General features: G+C 38.7%; 15 protein-coding genes. 3 read left to right on the top strand and 12 right to left on the bottom strand.

Annotated elements, in window-relative coordinates; translation table 11 throughout:
* The first annotated feature begins 1 nt into the window (after nucleotide 1).
* Nucleotides 2–769 carry an NAD-dependent protein deacylase gene (locus tag H9I37_RS01730; protein ID WP_187380771.1) on the top strand — a complete coding sequence of 256 codons (768 nt, stop codon included), beginning with the start codon at nucleotides 2–4 and terminating at the stop codon, nucleotides 767–769.
* On the opposite strand, the gene H9I37_RS01725 is transcribed toward H9I37_RS01730, so the two are convergent.
* The 6 genes from H9I37_RS01725 to H9I37_RS01700 all read right to left on the bottom strand — a co-directional run bounded on the left by H9I37_RS01725 (nucleotide 754) and on the right by H9I37_RS01700 (nucleotide 9,716).
* A complete protein-coding gene (locus tag H9I37_RS01725) occupies nucleotides 754–3,756 on the bottom strand; it encodes a hypothetical protein (RefSeq protein WP_187380770.1) in 3,003 nt (1,000 codons plus the stop codon). The two genes, H9I37_RS01730 and H9I37_RS01725, sit on opposite strands and share 16 nt — an antisense overlap.
* A gap of 8 nt (nucleotides 3,757–3,764) precedes the next feature.
* Nucleotides 3,765–5,495, bottom strand: a complete 1,731-nt coding sequence (locus H9I37_RS01720; protein ID WP_187380769.1) for a hypothetical protein — start codon at nucleotides 5,493–5,495, stop codon at nucleotides 3,765–3,767.
* 13 nt (nucleotides 5,496–5,508) lie between these two features.
* Nucleotides 5,509–6,255: an ABC transporter ATP-binding protein gene (locus tag H9I37_RS01715; RefSeq protein WP_187380768.1), complete on the bottom strand. Its 747-nt coding sequence runs from the start codon at nucleotides 6,253–6,255 to the stop codon at nucleotides 5,509–5,511.
* A 71-nt stretch (nucleotides 6,256–6,326) separates the two neighbouring features.
* On the bottom strand, nucleotides 6,327–7,892 hold the full coding sequence (locus H9I37_RS01710; protein ID WP_187380767.1) for a glycoside hydrolase family 9 protein: 1,566 nt from the start codon (nucleotides 7,890–7,892) through the stop codon (nucleotides 6,327–6,329).
* Between the two features lie 72 nt (nucleotides 7,893–7,964).
* Entirely contained in the window at nucleotides 7,965–8,573 is a 609-nt protein-coding gene (locus tag H9I37_RS01705; RefSeq protein ID WP_187380766.1) for a hypothetical protein, read from the bottom strand.
* A 30-nt stretch (nucleotides 8,574–8,603) separates the two neighbouring features.
* Nucleotides 8,604–9,716 carry a C40 family peptidase gene (locus H9I37_RS01700; protein WP_187380765.1) on the bottom strand — a complete coding sequence of 371 codons (1,113 nt, stop codon included), beginning with the start codon at nucleotides 9,714–9,716 and terminating at the stop codon, nucleotides 8,604–8,606.
* 117 nt (nucleotides 9,717–9,833) lie between these two features.
* Between H9I37_RS01700 and H9I37_RS01695 the strand changes: the two genes are divergently transcribed.
* Nucleotides 9,834–11,606 carry an AMP-dependent synthetase/ligase gene (locus tag H9I37_RS01695; RefSeq protein WP_187380764.1) on the top strand — a complete coding sequence of 591 codons (1,773 nt, stop codon included), beginning with the start codon at nucleotides 9,834–9,836 and terminating at the stop codon, nucleotides 11,604–11,606.
* Between the two features lie 73 nt (nucleotides 11,607–11,679).
* On the opposite strand, the gene H9I37_RS01690 is transcribed toward H9I37_RS01695, so the two are convergent.
* The 6 genes from H9I37_RS01690 to H9I37_RS01665 all read right to left on the bottom strand — a co-directional run bounded on the left by H9I37_RS01690 (nucleotide 11,680) and on the right by H9I37_RS01665 (nucleotide 18,632).
* Nucleotides 11,680–13,197 carry a phosphohexomutase domain-containing protein gene (locus H9I37_RS01690; protein WP_187380763.1) on the bottom strand — a complete coding sequence of 506 codons (1,518 nt, stop codon included), beginning with the start codon at nucleotides 13,195–13,197 and terminating at the stop codon, nucleotides 11,680–11,682.
* A gap of 12 nt (nucleotides 13,198–13,209) precedes the next feature.
* Nucleotides 13,210–14,487, bottom strand: coding sequence for an O-acetylhomoserine aminocarboxypropyltransferase/cysteine synthase family protein (locus tag H9I37_RS01685; RefSeq protein WP_187380762.1), 1,278 nt, complete (start codon nucleotides 14,485–14,487; stop codon nucleotides 13,210–13,212).
* Nucleotides 14,488–14,569: 82 nt separating this feature from the next.
* Nucleotides 14,570–15,742 carry a phosphoribosylaminoimidazolecarboxamide formyltransferase gene (locus H9I37_RS01680; protein ID WP_187380761.1) on the bottom strand — a complete coding sequence of 391 codons (1,173 nt, stop codon included), beginning with the start codon at nucleotides 15,740–15,742 and terminating at the stop codon, nucleotides 14,570–14,572.
* Nucleotides 15,743–15,838: 96 nt separating this feature from the next.
* A complete protein-coding gene (locus H9I37_RS01675; RefSeq protein ID WP_187380760.1) occupies nucleotides 15,839–16,948 on the bottom strand; it encodes a serine hydrolase domain-containing protein in 1,110 nt (369 codons plus the stop codon).
* Between the two features lie 44 nt (nucleotides 16,949–16,992).
* Nucleotides 16,993–17,709 carry an IMP cyclohydrolase gene (locus H9I37_RS01670; protein ID WP_187380759.1) on the bottom strand — a complete coding sequence of 239 codons (717 nt, stop codon included), beginning with the start codon at nucleotides 17,707–17,709 and terminating at the stop codon, nucleotides 16,993–16,995.
* 17 nt (nucleotides 17,710–17,726) lie between these two features.
* The gene (locus tag H9I37_RS01665) at nucleotides 17,727–18,632 is read right to left on the bottom strand and encodes a 1-acyl-sn-glycerol-3-phosphate acyltransferase (protein ID WP_187380758.1); all 906 of its coding nucleotides are present in this window, start codon (nucleotides 18,630–18,632) and stop codon (nucleotides 17,727–17,729) included.
* A 142-nt stretch (nucleotides 18,633–18,774) separates the two neighbouring features.
* Between H9I37_RS01665 and H9I37_RS01660 the strand changes: the two genes are divergently transcribed.
* The gene (locus tag H9I37_RS01660) at nucleotides 18,775–19,641 is read left to right on the top strand and encodes a hypothetical protein (RefSeq protein ID WP_187380757.1); all 867 of its coding nucleotides are present in this window, start codon (nucleotides 18,775–18,777) and stop codon (nucleotides 19,639–19,641) included.
* The last annotated feature ends 6 nt before the right edge of the window (nucleotides 19,642–19,647 follow it).

Below are 19,647 nucleotides of genomic sequence, written 5' to 3'. Positions count from 1 at the left end.
TATGGGTGAACTTTTTTCTGATAAGGTGTGTATTCTACAACAAATCATCGACAATAGCAAACGGATTGTGTTTTTTGGAGGAGCAGGAGTTTCTACAGAGTCGGGAATTCCAGATTTTCGCAGTATAGATGGACTTTACAATCAACAATGGAAATATCCGCCGGAAGAAATAATCAGCCATTCATTTTTTTGCAATAACCCAAAAGAGTTTTATAGATTTTACAGGGCAAAACTTTTACCAAAAGGGATTAAACCGAACGCAGCGCACTACAAACTTGCAGAGCTCGAAAAAGAAGGAAAACTTTCCGCAGTCATCACACAAAATATCGACGGACTTCACCAGCTCGCAGGCAGCAAAAAAGTTTACGAACTTCACGGAAGCACACTCCGCAATTATTGCACGCAATGTCATGCTTTTTACGATGAAAATATAATTATTGAAAGTGAAAATTCTGAAGACAAGTTGCCTCACTGCAAAAAATGTGGCGGCCTTATAAAACCTGATGTTGTGCTCTATCAGGAAAGCCTTGACCAAAATGTAATCGAAAACGCTGTAGATGCAATTATAAATGCCGACACGCTTATAATTGGAGGAACATCTCTTACTGTTTATCCGGCAGCAGGTCTTGTAGACTACTTTCATGGAAAAAATCTTGTTTTGATAAATAAAACATCTACAACGCAGGATAACATCGCAAACATTGTGATTCATGAGCCGATTGGCAAAGTTTTAGAACAAATCGCTGTAAAACGTCAAAATGAAGTGTAAACTCCGACATCAAAATCAAACAGGCGGTCATTTTCTTTTGCTTTGTTAAAATGAATATTAAATTCCGTAAACAAATTAAAAGCAGAACCTGTAAAAATTCCAAAATTCAAAGCGATGTCTGCGACAAGTTTTACGCTCAATGTGTCTGAATAGTGATTTTTTTCGGCAGTTTTTGAAAAAAACGCTTTGTAAAATCCATTGTATCCGGCAGTCAAATATAAATCTTCTATAAACAAATAGCTGAAAAATGGCAGCGCTTTTTGAACATCTAATCCGAATAAAACAGTTTCGATTCCGCTTGAAAACGTCGCATTTGAAAAATCGAGAGCAATCCTGTCGACATCAAAGTTGAGCCGCAAAGGCAGATTGTATACAAACCCATAATCGTTAGAAACAGGAATAAGCTGCGGAACATAAGCTGAAGCCGATGCCTGGAGTGCGAATTCATTTTGATATATGCGATTTTCGTTTATGTTTCTGAAATAACCGTAGGCAACGCCGATTCCTGCTGAAAATCCGCTTTTGTTATATCTTCCTGAATTCACTCTGTGAACATTTGAATATGAAACGGAAAAGACGTTTATCACATCTAAAAACACTGTGTTTGATTCAGGTTTTGCAGACGCAAAATAATCAAATAACTTGTTGTTTTCATCTAACTTGCGCTCCACAGTGTGTTTTCCGATTTTTGCCGATGATTTATTTGTAAAAAAAACAGAAGACATTCTGCCGACATTGAAAACAGACTGTAGAGTCGCATCTGCAGAGCTTATCTTCCAGCCGTACCCGTTCAGGTCAAACTCTGTCTTAAAATCAAATGAACTCGAGAAAATGTCAGTGCCGAAATGCGGCGATGTTTTATACTCGACCCCAATTGAATTTGTAAAAAAATCCCATCCTGCCGTAAATAAATCTATATCTTTTATTGAAGATAGCCATGGGTCGGAACGCAGCAACGTTACGCCTGCCAAAAAGAAACTCGAACCAAATGTTTCTTTTTTATCAGACAAGTGCGGTAAATTTTCTCTTTTATAAATCCCAACCGGCAAAAATAAAAAGTTTGACAAGCGATAAGGATTGTAACTCGATGACTTTTGTTCAAGCCCGCAGAACACAAATGGCGATGAACTATCATTTCGACGCTCAGAGCCGGAATCTTGTTTTAAAGAAGTCTTAAAATCAGCAACGTTGACGGATTCCTCTTTCGTCTGTTTTATGCTTGAAAAATCGAGAAAATCTTTTTCTTTAATAGTCAGCAGCATATTTTGGCGATAAAAAGTTCCTATGTAAGCGATTTCGAGATTGTCTGTTTTATTTTTTAATAATACCGGCCAGTAGACTCCGCCTGAAATATCTTTTTCAGAAAGGGTGAAAGAACCTGTTTTAAGATTCATTTTACCAAGTCTAGGCATTGTCTCCCTCTTTGCCCAACTGAAATACGCATTTTCACCGTCGACAGACATACTCTGTAAATTGATTTTTTCTTCCGGGTCGCTCGAAATTTTGTAATCTTCTAAAGTGTTTCCATCTAAATCATATTTTCGGACAGAAAAAATAAGTCCGCTTTTGTAAATTGCTGCAAAAGTACCGTCTTTGCAATCTGCAAAGTTAGACACATAATCATTTAACGGAAGAATTTTTGATGCCTGCAAGTCAACACCTTTTATGATTCCCTTTTCATTTACGGCGATTTTATAAATCATAAGGCTGTTGAATGGAGCTTGATATTTGTGGCAGACAAGATAGAAAAATCCGTCTTTTTCGATTATTGCACCGTCTTTTATACCTTCGTCAGGAACATCATAAAATCTGTTTTTTTCTATGTCATAAATGCTGACTTTTGTTTTTACATTTACGGAATTTGATGTTGTCTTTGAAACTGCAATATATTTTCCATTTTGCGAAAGCGAAATTGCATAAATTCCATTCTGTGAAAACAATTTTTCAGGTTTGCGTTTTTTTTCTGCAAGCTTATCTGACGAAATGTAAAAAACCTGTCTTCCATAAGAATCAATCCATGCGATTCCTTTTTCAGAAGCTGTAAGAGATTTATACAATTCTCCGGATTTATTTTTGTGTGAAAAATCATCTGAAACAGGAGTAAAAAAATCAGAAGCAAGCCCGGCTTTTACAGGATTTGGCTCAACGTCAGGAATTTGATAATCGTTTTTAAAATCTTCCCACGCAGCTAAAATTGAGCGACCATAAACTTCCTTAAAAGAGCGCTTTATACCAAGTTTTTTCCCACTCGCAAGTGTGTACCAAAAGTTTGTGTATTTTTCAATTCCGTACTTTTCTTGCAACCACTGATGAAAAGCTCCTCCAAAATAATATGGAGCACCTCTCGGACTTCTATCTGCAGCTCCTTGAATATCATCATAGTCTGGGAATTTGTTTTCGATTTTCGCCTGTTTTACATACTGTTTTGCATATTCGTTGTTTAGCCGACCTTCTCCGGCGAAACTTTCTCCGCTTACAGACGCTCCTTCAGCCATCGCAGTTGTTATAAATAAAAGCCCTGCGGAATACATCGTCAGATTTGTGACATCTTTTCTGTTTTTTTGAGACATGTTGTATGTTACAGCGTGAATAAGTTCATGCTTAAAAATTGAGAGCATCGACTCGCTGAACGACTGAAGTTCTCCAAAACCCGTATCAGATGTGTCAAAAAGGACGATGTGATTGTACGGCACAAAAGAGAAAAATGCATTTAAACTTTCTACGCCCGGCACAACGACAACAGGCATTCTGACTTTTGGCTCAAAGCCGTAAATTCCAGTCACTTCTCTGTAAATAGAATCTACATTTGAGTAAAGAATTTCAGCAGTTTTTTCGCTTCGTTTCGGATAGATAATCTCGAAAAATTCTGTTTTTACAGTTCTGAGGTCTTTCTCACCGAACATAAAACTCGATTTTCCATCAAAATCAGCTGCGAACGAGAACTGAATACAACAGATTGACAATATCAAACAATAAAACTTTTTCATTCCCTGTCCTAAATATCGGTTATTCGTTTTTCTGCATATTTAAAATAAGCGGTTCCAAGCAGCGCCGAAATCACGACAAACACAGCGCTAAAAATTATAATTCCTGCATACGACTTTGGTAAAACAAATATTGTAAGGGCAACCGCAAGCGCGATGACAAAAATTGTAAAAAATGCTGCAATCGCTGTATTCATGTTCTGCTTAACCGCAGCAATTGGGTTTTCCCAAGACAACTTTGGATTCGCTGTGTCTACAAACATATCTACAAAAATTATTGCGACAGACACAGAGATTGAGCCAATTACAATCAGTAATATCATTTTTGCAATATCAGCTGGCGTAAACGGAAATTTGAAAAACAAACTTGCGGCAATAATCAATGACGCAAAAATGATATTTGAAATTATGACGTACATCATAGCGTGCCAAAACTTGACTTTCGCAATTATTGAATTCATGATTGGCATAGCCTTTAAGTCGTACAGCGCTTTTCCCTCCCTCGAAAAAGATGATGCGGCGATGTTTGTACAATTTCCCAAAAAAATTACAAAAGCCATTCCTCCAGCGCAAATGTAATATTCTGTTTTTTCAAACTGCTCTGCTGATATGTTGACAACCGCGTCTTGAATTGAATACAAAATCTCCGCAATTTTACCACCACTCGAAGTTGCAAAGCTAACTCCAAAACTAAAAAAAATAATGATTGGCATTAAAAAAACCATCAGAGGACCATTTGCAAAAAATGCTGGCTCGCGGAATATCGTTTTTACATCTCGCACAAACAGGGCGTGGAAAATTGTATTAGAACGAGTGTCTTTTTTTATAAGCGACTCAACTTTTGAATCTGTAATTTTTTTTGTCTTGACATCTGAAAAGCCATTCAAAGTTTTTATATAAAGTGTTCCAAGAAGTGGGACGCATGCAAAAATGATAAAAGCGACGGTTGCAATCATTACAAGTATTGAAAAAAAATCTCCATTCATTGCTTTTGAAAAAAAACTGATAGCGGAAGACTGGGGCTTGAGACGCGCAAATGAGTCTGTGAGAGCTCTCGCTTTACCTTCCTCAAACATGTTTTCAGAAGATAACATCTGACCTCTTATTGAGGCTAAAAATCCATATCCAATTGAAAAAGAGACAATGAGAAACGACGCAATGCCAGTTAAAATTGATTTTTTTCTAAAAGCTGGAATAAAATAAAGAATCAAAGATAAAAGCAGATAGATAATAAAAACTGCTGCCACAGAAAACGCGAGCGCGACTGTAATTGTTCCCACGTAAAACATAGGTTTTGCAAGAAGATGCTCGTTGTAGCCATAGATTCCTGCAGAAATTGCAAACATCACAAGTCCTATAAAAGCATCTGTCACAAGACTAACAGCGAACTTTGCCCCGAAAAATTGACATGATGAAATCGGCATTGAAATAAACTGTTCTTCGCCACTGCCAGTGTAATAATTTGTCGCTACAGAGGTAAATCCAAAGAAAAAAATCACACAAAGAGATAAAAGCGTTGTAATAAAAGGCATAAGCTCTGTGTTTCCTGCGTTTTGAAGCGTTTTGTAGGCAACTAGCATATACCCTACATACATAACCCCAAAAGCGGCTATTACATAAATAAAAAGAAGCAAAAGCAAAATGCTTTTTACAATGCCTTTAGGTCCCTTTTTAAAACCGTCCCAAAAATTTGAAAAGGAAAATATGTTAGACGCAAAAATTTTAAATAACTTAAAGTACATGACGCCAGCCACCTTATTCCGTTTTCTTTACATCGCTGCCAATCAGTGAAAGGAAGATATCTTCTAGTGATTTGCCTTCTTGACTGTGCTTTTGTTTAAGGTCTTCCATGGTGCCTACAAAAATCAACTTACCGCGCTTTATAATTCCAATTTTGTCGCATAGTTTTTCAGCGACTTCCATTACGTGCGTAGAAAAGAAAACTGATTTACCAGCGACAGTGCGTTCACGCATAATTTCTTTTATGATAAACGCAGCTTCGGGGTCAAGCCCGACCATCGGCTCATCAAGAATCCAGTTTTGGGGGTCTGTTATAAGGCTTGCAATCAAAAACAATTTTTGCTTCATTCCGTGGCTGAACGAATTGATTCTGTTGTTCAAAACTTCTTTAAGTCCAAATTTCTGGCAAAAATATTCAATACGCCGCTTTCTATCCTGAGAGGAGATTTTATAGACGTCTCCAATAAAGTTCAGGTATTCTATCGCTCTCAAACGGGAGAATGTCTCGGGATTGTCAGGAACAAACGCAAACTGCCTTTTTGCCGCAATTGGACGCTCTTTGATTGAAATGTCGTCAAGAAAAACATCGCCTTCATCAGGCTTAAGAATTCCTGTTACTATTTTGATTGAAGTAGTTTTTCCGGCTCCATTGGGTCCAAGAAAACCAAATATTTCACCGTTATTTACTGTAAGATTTAATGAATCTACGGCTTTTTCGCCATTTTTGTTATATGATTTTGAAACATTTTTAATTGTAAACATTCTGAACCTCGCAATAATTTGCTATAAATCCTAATCGAGATGGTGAAAAAATTCAATTGTTTTACTTGGTATTATTTTACACGTGACAAAATGTATATAAATGCAGAATTCCAATATATTGCAACTTCATTTGTGCTATAGCTTGGGACGGCGTCTACATAACATTTGAGAGCCGGCATGCCTTCAAGATGTTCTTTTGCATAAGTGTCCTGAAGTTCAGCACAAGGCCCGCCAACGAGCATTCCCCGATAGATTTTTTTTCTTGCTATGCTTGGTCTATGATGAGGATTGACGGGGTTTTTAGTTCCCTCGCCTGTTACATAGCAGTAATTCAACGGGTTGCAACCGAGTATGTAATCTATCTGCTGTTTTGCTGCAATAAAAAAATCTTTACGTTTTGTGATGTCGTAAGCCATAATCATTAAATGACCAGAATCGCAAATTGCCCCATTGCTTCCCCAAGAAATAAAATTTGAACAATACCCGAATGCTGATTTTCTAGCGGTCTGCAAAGCCTTTTCCGCCTGAACGATGATGTCGTTTTTTATTTCTTCGAGAACTTTCCTATCGAGTTTATCTGCGTTTTCAAGGAGGATTTCTGTACCGTACCCTGCGACGCTCGACCAGCTAAAATCTTCACGCCATCCGCCTTTCCAAGGTTGTTCCAAATCAGGAATTTCTTTTTTCTTTTCCTCCCGAATTTTTAAAGCGTGCGCAATGTATTTTTCTTCTCCGGTTACAGCCCAAAGTGAACAGAGAGCAAAATAACGCTCATCAGAAACATCGCTGTCTCCGTATCCTCCTGTTGTGATTTCCGGTGGATTTATATAAAGTTCATCATCATGTAAAAAAAGATAATTTTGAGCTTTTACGGCAGCTTCAACAAGTTTCTTTGCAAAAGCAGTATCTGTATTTTTGTAAAAAGTTGAAGCATACGCAAGGCAGCCGGCAAAATCTGCTGTAGCACAGGTAGAGACAGGGGCTATCACAAGCTGTTCCTTTTCTCCTTCAGGCATTATAAAGCCGCAAAAATTGTAGCACGAAATTTTATGGTAAACGCCACCGTCATCACGCTGAAGCTGCAACATCCATTCAAGTTCAAAGCGGACTTCATCGAGTAAATTAAAATTTGTAAACTTTCCGCCTGTCTGTCTGTAAGCAAGAAGCAAATCCATCACAGATTTTGCTCCTGTAATCACATAGCGTCCGTAGTCACCGGCGTCATGCCAACCGCCCTGAACATTTTTTTTCTCTTTAGTGCCGTAGATTTCTGCTGTGGCAGCGTGGCACTTTCCCTGCCCACACCGCGCCTCTTTAAAATATTGGAGTGCAGAATCGCAAACTTCGTCGTAAATATTTAAAGAGATTTTGAACGGAAAGCTTTCAGAGCCATTTATGCAGACAACATATTCTCCATCATCTTTGAGTGAAGAAAAATCTCCTTTAAAGACAGGTTCTCCAACAGCTTTGTCATCAGGAGCCTGATAAAGTTTCCCCGTAAAAACATCTTTTTTAGAAGAGCGATCCCGAACAACAAATTCTACAGCAGAACATTTACACGCCCCGCTGACAAACACAGTTTTCTCGTCTCCAGGCAAATATCCGACTTGGTTGATAAAAATTTCCGACTCTTTCATGAGTATGATATTATACAGTCGCCGAAAACAATAATTGAATAAAAGTATATGGTAATTGGTTATTTTTATAAATTAAAAAGTAATCTCCGCATTCCCACAGAGCAAGTCTGCCACAGGGATTTTTACGCTGCTTTTTTTCCCTGAAGAGTTTACCAAAGAGATATTTACAAAACCTTTTTGAACTTCCTCCGCAACTGCCGAACCGTAAACCGAAGACAAAAGCTCAACATATTCATCTGCACTCATCTCTTCGCCGTTAAAAATTGGAGCGATTAACAAATCTAAAATCAACCGAGTCTGCTCGTCCGCTTCTTCGTAAAATTTGCGAAGATTTTCCTTGTTTATATTCAAATCCATTTTTGAAGAAACTATCCCTGAAGTAAATATATACGAAGATTTTGATTTATCGAGCATTGAAATTTTTACATCTTTTATATCATCGTTTGTCACTTTGACATCAGAAAATCCTGCTTTTTCAAGCTGATACGAAATCTGTTTTACATCTATCAGACTTCCTTCATTATTTCCGTTGATAAGTTTATTGAATTCATCTCCAGCCCTTCCGGAAAATAAAACTTTTACAGAGCCGTCTTTTTGCTCAGTGAGAGTTATATCTGCCGTGCAGGAAAAAAATAAAACAAATGACGCTAAAATAGAAACAATAAAAATAGACTTACGCATAAAACCTCGAAAATATTTATAAAAGCAATTTTATCTCAAGAATGATTTTAACCCAATCGAAACTCTGATTCCCGTGCAAAACACAAGTCCTGCGGCAACCGACTGAACAAAAGGAAGCGCCGAATTGTCTGCTTTATTGAAAACAGTGTAGCTTATATCTTGGACAACCTGGACTTTTGCATGAGCAATATTAAAATATGGAGTTGAAAAACTTACGCCGAGAATTCCCGGAAATATAGATAGACTGATTTCATCTCCGCTATTTATCATGCGGGCTGTCCCAACAGAAAAAACAGGACCTGCATAAATTCTCACAAAATCGTTCGGAGTTGTGCTGAACAAAATCGGTATTTGGAAGATTCCAACACCATGGTTATAACGAATCGCAAATCCGATTCCAGGTTGAAGAGAAAAATCTGTATATCTTACATTTGATTGAATATCTATCCCCCGAAATTGCAGCATAAATGAATCTGGCGAGATAAATGCCCAGTCGCAAAATACAGCCGCATCAGCTACAAGAGAATCAAAAAAAACATTGCTGCTTTTAGAAAACTTCTCAACAGAACTCTCGTCAAATTCCTCTTCCTCAAATCCATAATCAGAAACCGAATTTGTATCAGAACGTTTGCTTGTTCTGCCTGATTTTATAAACTGACCGCATGCAACATACTTTGGTTTCCAATAAGGTTGATTCAAAGAAGAAATGATTACCCCAGAATTTGGTCCGTCGCTGATTGCCGAAATAAACTGACTGTTTCCTATGTAGATTCCGACATGTGTTATCGGCGCAGAATTATTTGTTTTAAAAAAAAGAAGATCTCCGATTTCCCGTTTATCATCAGGGACAATGCGGCAATAACTGTAAAGCGCACGAGAAGTTCTTGGAAGTTGAACTTGAATTGCCTGACGAGCAACGTAATAGATTAGCCCGGAGCAGTCAAACGTATCAGGACCAACGCCTCCCAAAACGTACCGACACCCAACATATTTTTTTGATTCGGCAACAAATTTTTCACGGGTAACTTGCGCTTGGGCAGGCGTAATATCTTGCGCACAAAGCCTAAAACAGCATGATATGAAGATCAATAAAAGTGCAAAAAGAATCCGTTTAGGGACACTGTCTAAGTATTTTATATCCATATATCTCTATCTTCGTAAGATTTTTTTGATTGTTATCCAATTTTATTTCTTTTTTTACTTTTTCCAATTCAGTTGTATAATATAAAAAATATACATACAACTCAATGGGAGAACTTAATGAAAAAAAGCAAAACACAAACTCCATGGGCTTATCTTGATGAATTCCGCAACAAAGATTTTTTTGGTGAATGGCCTACATTCCCCCAAATGCTAGACATTCAGGTAAAACGAAATGGGGACAGACCGTTTTTTACAGATTTTGACGGTCCGAATGAATCAAAACAGACAAAGACTTTTAAAGAAGTTTTAGAAAATGTTCAAACTCTTGCTAAATGGCTTACGGCAAACGGGTTAAAAAAAGGAGACCGCGTAGCCGTGATGGGAAAAAACTCTCCCGAATGGGCAACTGTCTACCTCGGCGTACTTTATGCAAGTGGAATCATAGTTCCGATTGACAACGGGCTTCACGAGCCTGATGTTGTAAACATCATAAATACTTCAAGCCCAAAATTTGTTTTTTGCGACGATGACAAAAAACCTTTCTACGAAAAGAATTTCAAAGATATAAAAATTCTCTCACTCAACAGGAGTGCCGGCGATTTATTTGTTTACAACCTCAAGACAGACAAAAAAATCACCCCAAACGAAGCTCCCGAAGAAAACGACACAGCAGCGCTTTTGTTCACATCAGGGACGACAGGAAAGCCAAAAGGAGTAATGCTGTCTCACAAAAACCTCATGTCGGACGGTTTTATCGCTCAGACAAACCTCACAATTTACAACACAGACGTTTTCTACGCACTGCTTCCTATTCACCACGCTTACACAATGCAAGCCGCATTTATTGTTCCAATTCAGACAGGAGCTGAAATTGTGTTCGGAAAAAGCCTTGCAGTTTCAAAACTGATGAGAGAATTAAAAGAAGGAAAAATCACAATCATGCTCGGCGTTCCTCTCCTTTACAACAAACTTTTATTCGGAATAAGAAACGGAATCAAATCTAAAGGGAAAATCGTAGAGGGCGTCGTTGCTTTGATGCGCGGCATTTCATTTTTTGTAAAAACAATGACAGGATACAACATTGGAAAATCAATGTTCAAAGCGATTTTGCAACAGGCAAACATATACACGCTTAGAGTTGCAATCTGCGGTGGAGGACCTTTGGCTTCCTCTGTCTTCAAGCAGTACAATGAAATGGGGATAGATTTTATTCAAGGATATGGGCTTACAGAAACTTCGCCTATCATCGCCTTAAATCCTCTGGAACATTTTAAAATCAGAAGTGTCGGACGTTCATTCTATCCTTATGAAGATGTAAAAATCATAAACGGTGAAATGATGCTTACAAGAAAAGGTTTCCAAAAAGTCGGCGAAATCGCAGTAAAAGGTCCGATGGTTATGCAAGGCTACTACAATATGCCGGAAGAGACAAAAGCTATGTTCACTGAAGACGGATATCTTAAAACCGGAGACTTAGGTTGGATGGACAAAGAAAACTACATCATGTTGTGCGGACGCGCAAAAAACCTAATAGTCACTGCCGGTGGTAAAAATGTATATCCAGAAGAGATTGAAGACAGCTTCCAGTTGATTCCCGATGTTCAGCAAGTAACTGTTCGGGCTTATCATCCTGAAAATGAGCCTACATCAGAAGAGATTGAAGCGCTCATCTATCCTAGCGATTCTCTATTCAAAGAGATCGGGTGCGAAAGGAACAACGAGTTTATTCAGGAAGAGGTGCTCGAAAGAATAAAATCGGCAGTCAACAAAGTAAACAAAACATTGCAGCCTTATTCTCAAATTACAAAAATCACTTTGCTCAAAGAGCCTCTTGAAATGACAACTTCGCAAAAAGTAAAACGAAATTTTGTTGCAAAAGTATACAAGTAAATTTTTCATGTTCGACAGAATTTGCCGACAATCTTTGCTGACAAATTCTGTTTTATCTGATGTCTTCGTGCGATTATTTAAGCAAACTCCTGTCAAGTTTTTCAAAACCGTCGGTGAGTTCTTTTGCAATTTTTACAAGTTTTGCGAGGTCGCCTTTGCGCCCACCTTCGATGTTTAACGCCATTACAGGATCGTGCAGACTCAATCTCAAAAGCATCCAGCCTTCAACGTCCCCGGCACTCGATTTACCGGGTTTAAATGAAAGCCTGACACCTTCGTAAGATTGTGGCATTTCATAACCTGCCGCAACCGCTCTCTTTTTGAATTCTTCAAGGACTGATTTTCCGTATTCTTTAAAGTCTTCTCCTGAAATTTTAAACCTATATTCATTTTCTTCAACAAGAGGCGGAAGTTTTTCAATCAAGCTGTCGAGTTTCTTTCCTTTTGCAGCTGCCTGAGCAAGGGCTATCACAAGCTTTACGCCGAGAAATGCCCCGTCATCGAGAAAATAATTGTCTTTTAATGCACCGTGCCCGGAAGTTTCCATTGCCAAAGGAGCAACTATCCCTGAAGCGTTCAATTCTTTTTGTTTGTTTATTACATTTTTGTAGCCGCGCATATAACGCAAATGTTTAAGTCCCAAGACGTCTTGTAAAAAGTAAGTCAAACGGTCAGAAGTAACTGAGTCAGTGATAATTGTAGAGCCGGGATATTTCGGCGCGAGAATTGCAGCAATCATTGCGATAATCGAGTCGCGGTTGATTTCTCTCCCATCGCTCAAAACGGCAGACATTCGGTCAACATCAGTATCAAAAATCAAGCCCAAGTCAGCTTTATTTTTCAAAACAGCGCTGCGTATTGCTTCCATTGCAGCTTTATTTTCCGGATTCGGAACGTGATTCGGAAATCTTCCATCAGGCTCAAGAAACTGACTTCCCGTTGTATCTGCCCCAAGCGGTTTTAAAATTCTATCTACAAAAAAACCTGACGCACCGTTCCCGCTGTCTACAACAATGTGAAGCCCTTCAAGCGGTTTTTCCCCTTTTCCAAGCGGTTTAAGTTCATCTATGATTTTTGTTTTCATGTATTCTGAATAGATATCTACCAAATCGCAGCAAGGAATTTCCTGCTGAATATGCTGTGGGTTTAACAGATTTGCAAGGGTTAAAATCTCTGTGATATCTTCGTGCTCAAGACCGCCATCCTGATCAAAAAACTTTATTCCGTTTCTGTTGAAAGGAAGATGGCTCGCAGTTATCATTGCAGCGCCTTCAAAGTTTGTTTCAGGGAAGATGATAGACATAAACATTGCAGGGGTCGTTGCCATTCCACAATCAATAGCAGTAGCGCCGGCACTTATCATACCGTCCATAAGCGCATCTGCAAATTCCTTGCCTGTTATGCGAGAATCCCTGCCAACTCCAACGTGAAGAGCATGAGGTTCTTGATTGAGTTTTTTAGAAAGCCAGCTTATATAAGCACAACCAATCTGTTTTGCATTCTGCGCCGTAAAGTTGACAGATTCTCCCTCGACGCCTTCGCATGCAACTCCGCGTATATCACTTCCGTTTTGAAGTTTTTTTAAGTCCATAAAACACTCCAATCAGATTGCAGCCAATCCTAATTTCAAATCTTCGATTATATCTTCAACGTTTTCGAGCCCAACTGAAACGCGCACCATTCCTCCATCTATTCCTGCGGCAACAAGCTGTTCGTCTGTAAGCTGACGGTGCGTTGCACTTGCCGGATGAAGAACACATGTTCTGATATCTGCTACATGCACTTCGTCCGAAGAAAGTTTCAAGGCATCCATAAAACGAACTGCCGCAGTGCGTCCACCTTTCATGCTGATTGCAATCACGCCACAAGTTCCTTTCGGCAAATACTTTTGTGCAAGTGCGTGATACGCATCTTCTTTGAGCGCCGGATAAGAAATTTTTGCAATCTTATCTGATGATTTTAAGAACTCTGCAACTTTCATCGCATTTTGGCAATAGCGTTCCATTCTTATCGGGAGCGTCTCAAGCCCCAAGTTCAAATAAAATGCACTCTGAGCTGAAGGATAACAACCGAAGTCTCTCATAAGCTGAGTGCGGGCTTTTACAATGTAAGCGGCTTTTCCAAAATCTTTGACATAACACAGCCCATGGTAACTTTCATCAGGTTCTACCATATCAGCAAATTTGCCTGTTTTTTTGAACGTAGATTCCCAGTCAAAATTTCCGCTGTCTACGATTGCGCCGCCGCCCTGGACTGCGTGTCCATCCATATATTTTGTCGTTGAATGAACAACGATATCTGCACCCCATTCAAACGGACGGCACAAAAACGGTGTTGCAAACGTATTATCGACGATTAAAGGAACGTTTTTAGCATGTGCGGCTTTTGCCCAAGTTTCAATATCAAACACTGTGAGAGATGGATTTGAAATCGTTTCACCGAAGACACATTTTGTGTTTGGCTTAAAAGCTTTTTCAATTTCATCATAAGAAGAATTTACATCGACCCAAATACATTCAATTCCAAGTTTTTTAAGAGTAAAACCAAAAAGGTTTATTGTTCCTCCATAAATCGAAGAAGACGCTATGAAACTATCACCACTCTGACACAAGTTCAAAATAGAAATTAAACTTGCTGCTTGCCCGGATGATGTAAGCATACAGCCGACTCCACCTTCCAAATCAGCGATTTTCTTTTCAACAGCATCGCATGTGGGGTTTGCAAATCGTGAATACATAAACTCGGTCGGTTTATCAAAAAGGGCAGCAACATGATCACAGCTGTCAAATCTGTAAGTTGTACTCTGAACGATTGGAATAGTTCCGGGTCCGCCATTTTCCGGTTTATAACCGCTGTGCAAAACTTTCGTCTCAAATTTCATACTAATTTCTCCTGAGAATTCTGTTTAGTTTGAACTTTTGCTATATCTACTTTTTTATGTATCAAAAAATAAAATTTATCAATCAATGATGGAACAGCCTGATTCCGTTGAAGCACATCACCATGTTGTAGTCGTCGGCAGCTTTTATAACTAAATCGTCGCGGACAGAGCCTCCCGGCTGGGCAATCGCTGTCACTCCAGACTTTTTTGCGCGATCAATGTTGTCGCCGAACGGGAAAAATGCGTCTGAGCCAAGCGCAACATCTGTGTTTTTCGAAATCCATTCTGTTTTTTCTTCACGAGAGAAAACTTCGGGTTTTACTTTAAAAATGTTCTGCCATTTTCCATCTGCAAGAACATCCATATATTCTTCGCCAATGTAGACATCGATTGCATTGTCGCGGTCCGCACGTCTGATTCCTTCTACAAACTCAAGGGCAAGGACTTTTGGGCTCTGACGAAGCCACCAGTTATCAGCCTTTTGCCCTGCAAGACGTGTGCAGTGCACCCTAGATTGCTGTCCCGCCCCAATTCCGATTGCCTGACCGTCTTTTACAAAACAAACGGAGTTGGACTGTGTATATTTTAAAACAATCAGTGAGATAATCAGATTGCGTTTTTGCTCTTCTGTAAGTTTTTTATTTTTTGTAACGATGTTTGAAAGCGCACTGTCATCAATTTTGAGAAAGTTGTGCCCCTGCTCAAAAGTAACGCCAAAAACCTGTTTTCGTTCCAATTCTTCAGGGACATAGTTTGGCTCTATTTGAATTATACAATAGTTGCCATTTTTCTTAGCTTTTAAGATTTCCAAAGCTTTTTGTGAAAAACCGGGTGCAATAACACCGTCCGAGACTTCTTTTTTAATCAAAAGCGCAGTCGCCTCGTCACATTCATCGCTGAGCGCAACAAAGTCTCCAAATGAAGACATTCTATCGGCACCTCTCGCTCTTGCATAAGCAGCTGCGAGCGGAGAAAGTTCAACATTGTCTGTAAAATAAATCTTTTTGAGCGTATCTGAAAGAGGAAGCCCTACGGCAGCACCGGCAGGCGAAACGTGTTTAAACGAAGTTGCTGACGGAAGCCCAGTCGCCAATTTCAATTCTTTTACAAGCTGCCAGCCGTTCAATGCATCGAGCAAGTTGATGTATCCCGGGTTACCGTTGACAACAGTAATCGGTAAATCGCCTTTTTCCATAAAAACCCTTGCAGGTTTTTGGTTTGGATTGCAACCATACTTTAATTGAAGTTCTTTCATTCTTCCATATTACAAAATATGTATTGTTTTTTCAATCTGATTGCGGTTCTGAATCCGGCTCACACCACGCCAATCTGATAAGTTTTTAAATCAACTTTATTTCCCATCGAATATTTTTTTTATATGCCGTGCGACCAAAGTTGCGTTTACTTCATTGATTGGGCAGTTCGTAAGCACAATGACAGAGAGTTTTTCATCAAAATAATAGCCGTCATAAGAATTAAAAACATTTGTCATCCCCGCGTGGAACATTGAATCTTCACGGCGATAAACTCCAAATCCGTAAGACTGTGTATTTATCATTTTTTTAAATGATTTTTTGCTTACAACTTTTCCGCCGGTAAGGCAATTGTTCCATTTAAAAAGGTCTATCACGCTTGAATTTACATCTCCGCAGCCAAACGCTATCTCTGATGGAATGCTAAAATACCTTCCTTTGTAATCATACCCTCGCGTATCTGTTTTTTGAAATTCTTGATTCGTATTGTCCATTCCGCACTTTTTAAATATGTTTTTTTCCATATATTTGTGATAAGACATTCCGCTGACTTTTTCTATAATTCGCGCCAAAATGTAATAATTTGTATTACAATAAAAATATGTAGTGTTCGGCTTTGTAAGAAGCGGGGCATCGTAAAAAAAATCTTCAACAAGCCTATCGTTTATCGGTTTGCAAGCAAGTTGCCTTTCTTGAATATAACGGTTTACATCTTTCGGAAAAAAATCTTCAGAAGCGTTGATGTGGTCTGTAAGCCCCGAACGCATGCTCAAAAGCATCCTGATTGTTATATCATCGCCGTATTTATATTGAAAAAAATACTTCGAAATGTTGTCATCTAAAGATATTTTTTTTTGCTGGGCAAGCTGCATAACAGCAGCTGCAGTCATCTGCTTTGTGATTGACCCCACCTCAAAGACGGAGTTTATTCCATTTTCATAGTTTTTTTTTGATTTTTTATCGCGTAAACCGTAGCCCTTAGCGTAGATGATTTTGCCTTTTTTCCCGACGAGGATTGCCCCGCGAAAATGTTTTGTTTCAAGGTACGAATCTACGTCAAAAGCAAAATCCTTGTACTTTTTATCGATGACAACAGCATCATTGTCCCATTTTTGATTTTCAATTTGAGCACATGAGACAAACAAGGCTGCAAAAAAAGAAAGCAACGAGAATGATATAAAAAAATACATTCCGCCATTTTTTCTCATTTTTCACCGTCTCCAAACGTTTACAAGCAGCGTTGCGCTCTAGTCTATTTATTTTTATTGATGATGCGAGAATCCCACTTGCCGCTTCCAATATCTATGTATCTTACAAAAAGTGAAACTTTATTTTCTTCATTCAGAGAATTCCAGATTTCGTCTGCAAATTCGTCGATTTTTCCGGAGATTTTTACTTTTACAGGCTCTCCTTCAAAGCTGGGAAGAGGATTTCCATCTCCCATATAAGTGTGAATGTAATGACCTTGTCCATTTACAGGATTGTCGTAAGCGTAAGTAAACCGCAAAGTATTTTCTGGATTTCCCGCATCGCTTTTTAGAATCGAAAGAGCATAGTCATATTTTCCCGAATCAAAATTTAAAATTGAAGATATTCGCGGTGTATAATTAGGAGCGTCGTGTTCGTATTTTCGTGAACAAAGAGATTGTTCAAATGAAAGCCCTTTTGAGAGCCCTTCAAAAATCGTATCCGTCTGATCGCCGTTTGTAACAATCGTCTTGTTTTTAAAAATGCGAACAGCAGAATAAATGATAAGGCTTGCGTCTCCTGCGATTAAAGCCGGATTAAAAGCCTGCGTTCTAATTCCGTCTCCATCTTCAACAAAAACTCTGTTGCGGCTTCCTGCACTGCGCCCCATCGTCCAATAAGCAGCGACAGCGTGTTTTCCATCTTCAGATTTACCAACGACAATTCCGCGTCCGGGATAAGTTGTGCTTGAAAGTTCTGTTTTTAAATCGACAATTTTCATTTTAATCTCTTTTTTGACTATTTTGAATCTTTCGCTTCAACTTCATCGTGAAGGTTTTCAAGGATTTTCATAACTTCATCTACTGTTTTTTGCTTTGGATCAGGATCATCAGGTGGAAGTTTTGCAAGAACATCATCTCTAAACTGTTTGCAATCGAGCACAGGAGCCGCCGTGTAAGAAACTTTTCCAGGCTCAAGAATATCGGAAAGCATATCGTTCGGATTTTCGGGATTGATGCGAAGGCAATTTCCGTTGATTGAAACGAGAAGCATTTTATCAAAAAGTCGAAGATAACTGTCTATTTCACGAAGACCTCTTTTAGTTTCCGGCTGACCAGGTCTGTAACGCGTGCCGCTTGGGAAAACAAGAATAATTTGACCTCTTTTTTTGCATATATCCATCTGGCGCATTGCGGCAAAGTTAATCTTGCGGGCTTTTTGCTCCTCAGCCTTTTTTTCTTCTTCAGAGATGTCTTTTGATTCAACAGAATTCAAACTGCGCGTCGGATATATTACAACACGTGTAAACCCTTCAGAGAATGCCCGAACGCCCGGGTTTGATTCATTTAGCTTCATCCCTGCAACAGCAACAATTCTCGAAGAAAAATCTTTAGCCCATTCTTCTCCATATTTTTCTAAAAGATAAATGATACCTGGCAGGTCGAGGTTTGTGTAATGCTCCATCAGGATAAGCCCGGTTTTGCCGTTTTTTGCCACATCATCATAAAACTCTTTAAAATTTTCAATATTTCCAAGTTGCGAATCTTTTGAAAAAGTTTCGTCCAAAAGTCCATACATGTACTTTCTTGTTCCGAGATTTGCCTCTTCGTAAACTTTTGTCTCGTCAATTTTTGCAGCAGCACGTGAGAGTTTCATAATGTCACCAATAACGCTACCGAATTTTTCTCTTAATGTGATTCCCATATCAGCTTCTCCAAAAATGTTAAGAATATTTTTATTAAGTAAACTTTTTATAGTATAAATTATTTTTTTGTTATTTGCTATACGTTTTAAGCAGGCTAAAGGAATACAGCTTTTCTGCCGATAACTTGTAAAGGCGGTTTATATGAAAAAGAACATTTCGAATTCCTTATCAATTTTTTTATTTTCTTTTATTATTTTTAACAGTTGTAAAACCGGAATCGTTATTGGCGAAAACTGGGACGCTCCTGATATTTACTACGAAAACGATAACCTGATAGTTTCAATCCCTGTAAAAAGTGCCGATACAAAATACATAAACGTCTACCGTCAAGATGTGACAATTCCAAACAAAGAATCGGAAATCGTAAATATCGGCGTTCTTTTTCCAAAACAGATGAATGAAGTTCCGAATGAAAAATTCAAAAACGGATATCCGTTCCCGGACTCTCTCGTATATAAAAATCACAAATACAAATACATGCTCCGTTATAGCATGCCGGACGGAAATTATAAAACAGAATGGTCTGACCCAAAAGAAGTAAAAAAAGGTTATGATGCTTCCCGAACTTTCCACTATCAGGCAGAAGGTGTAAAATTTATTTATAACAGCGCAAATTATTCTATCAAAATTGAAGGAAGTATGCTTTTGCCTAACAACGATGATTTTTCCGAATATTCCCCGATGATTATCGTTTCAAATTCTAAAGACATTCAGCTTTTTCCTGTTGATTCTGTCGCTTCAATGACGGAGATTACTCTGCGCGATAAACTTCCAGATATATTTCTTGATAAAGAGATTAAAATCACAGGACTACTTGCACAAAAAAAGGAATACGTTGCGACTGTCGACAGTGACGGAAATCCAATCCCTGAAAATAAACTTGTGTGCAAACGAATTTCCTTTACAGAGCCAACTCCTATCACATTTGAACACGGAATCACAACGATTGTGATCCCATCATTAAATGGCTCAAACGGGCTAGATTACTCAAGAAAAATTTCACATTGAGTTATT

This window comes from Treponema sp. Marseille-Q3903 (genome assembly GCF_014334335.1).
GTDB lineage: Bacteria > Spirochaetota > Spirochaetia > Treponematales > Treponemataceae > Treponema_D.
This window is presented reverse-complemented; position numbering and strand designations above follow the sequence as displayed.

Excerpts from the sequence above, each read along its gene's own strand:
- H9I37_RS01730 (WP_187380771.1), top strand. The coding sequence starts at position 2 with ATGGGTGAACTTTTTTCTGATAAGGTGTGTATTCTACAACAAATCATC.
- H9I37_RS01725 (WP_187380770.1), bottom strand. The coding sequence starts at position 3,756 with ATGAAAAAGTTTTATTGTTTGATATTGTCAATCTGTTGTATTCAGTTC.
- H9I37_RS01720 (WP_187380769.1), bottom strand. The coding sequence starts at position 5,495 with ATGTACTTTAAGTTATTTAAAATTTTTGCGTCTAACATATTTTCCTTT.
- H9I37_RS01715 (WP_187380768.1), bottom strand. The coding sequence starts at position 6,255 with ATGTTTACAATTAAAAATGTTTCAAAATCATATAACAAAAATGGCGAA.
- H9I37_RS01710 (WP_187380767.1), bottom strand. The coding sequence starts at position 7,892 with ATGAAAGAGTCGGAAATTTTTATCAACCAAGTCGGATATTTGCCTGGA.
- H9I37_RS01705 (WP_187380766.1), bottom strand. The coding sequence starts at position 8,573 with ATGCGTAAGTCTATTTTTATTGTTTCTATTTTAGCGTCATTTGTTTTA.
- H9I37_RS01700 (WP_187380765.1), bottom strand. The coding sequence starts at position 9,716 with ATGGATATAAAATACTTAGACAGTGTCCCTAAACGGATTCTTTTTGCA.
- H9I37_RS01695 (WP_187380764.1), top strand. The coding sequence starts at position 9,834 with ATGAAAAAAAGCAAAACACAAACTCCATGGGCTTATCTTGATGAATTC.
- H9I37_RS01690 (WP_187380763.1), bottom strand. The coding sequence starts at position 13,197 with ATGGACTTAAAAAAACTTCAAAACGGAAGTGATATACGCGGAGTTGCA.
- H9I37_RS01685 (WP_187380762.1), bottom strand. The coding sequence starts at position 14,487 with ATGAAATTTGAGACGAAAGTTTTGCACAGCGGTTATAAACCGGAAAAT.
- H9I37_RS01680 (WP_187380761.1), bottom strand. The coding sequence starts at position 15,742 with ATGAAAGAACTTCAATTAAAGTATGGTTGCAATCCAAACCAAAAACCT.
- H9I37_RS01675 (WP_187380760.1), bottom strand. The coding sequence starts at position 16,948 with ATGAGAAAAAATGGCGGAATGTATTTTTTTATATCATTCTCGTTGCTT.
- H9I37_RS01670 (WP_187380759.1), bottom strand. The coding sequence starts at position 17,709 with ATGAAAATTGTCGATTTAAAAACAGAACTTTCAAGCACAACTTATCCC.
- H9I37_RS01665 (WP_187380758.1), bottom strand. The coding sequence starts at position 18,632 with ATGGGAATCACATTAAGAGAAAAATTCGGTAGCGTTATTGGTGACATT.
- H9I37_RS01660 (WP_187380757.1), top strand. The coding sequence starts at position 18,775 with ATGAAAAAGAACATTTCGAATTCCTTATCAATTTTTTTATTTTCTTTT.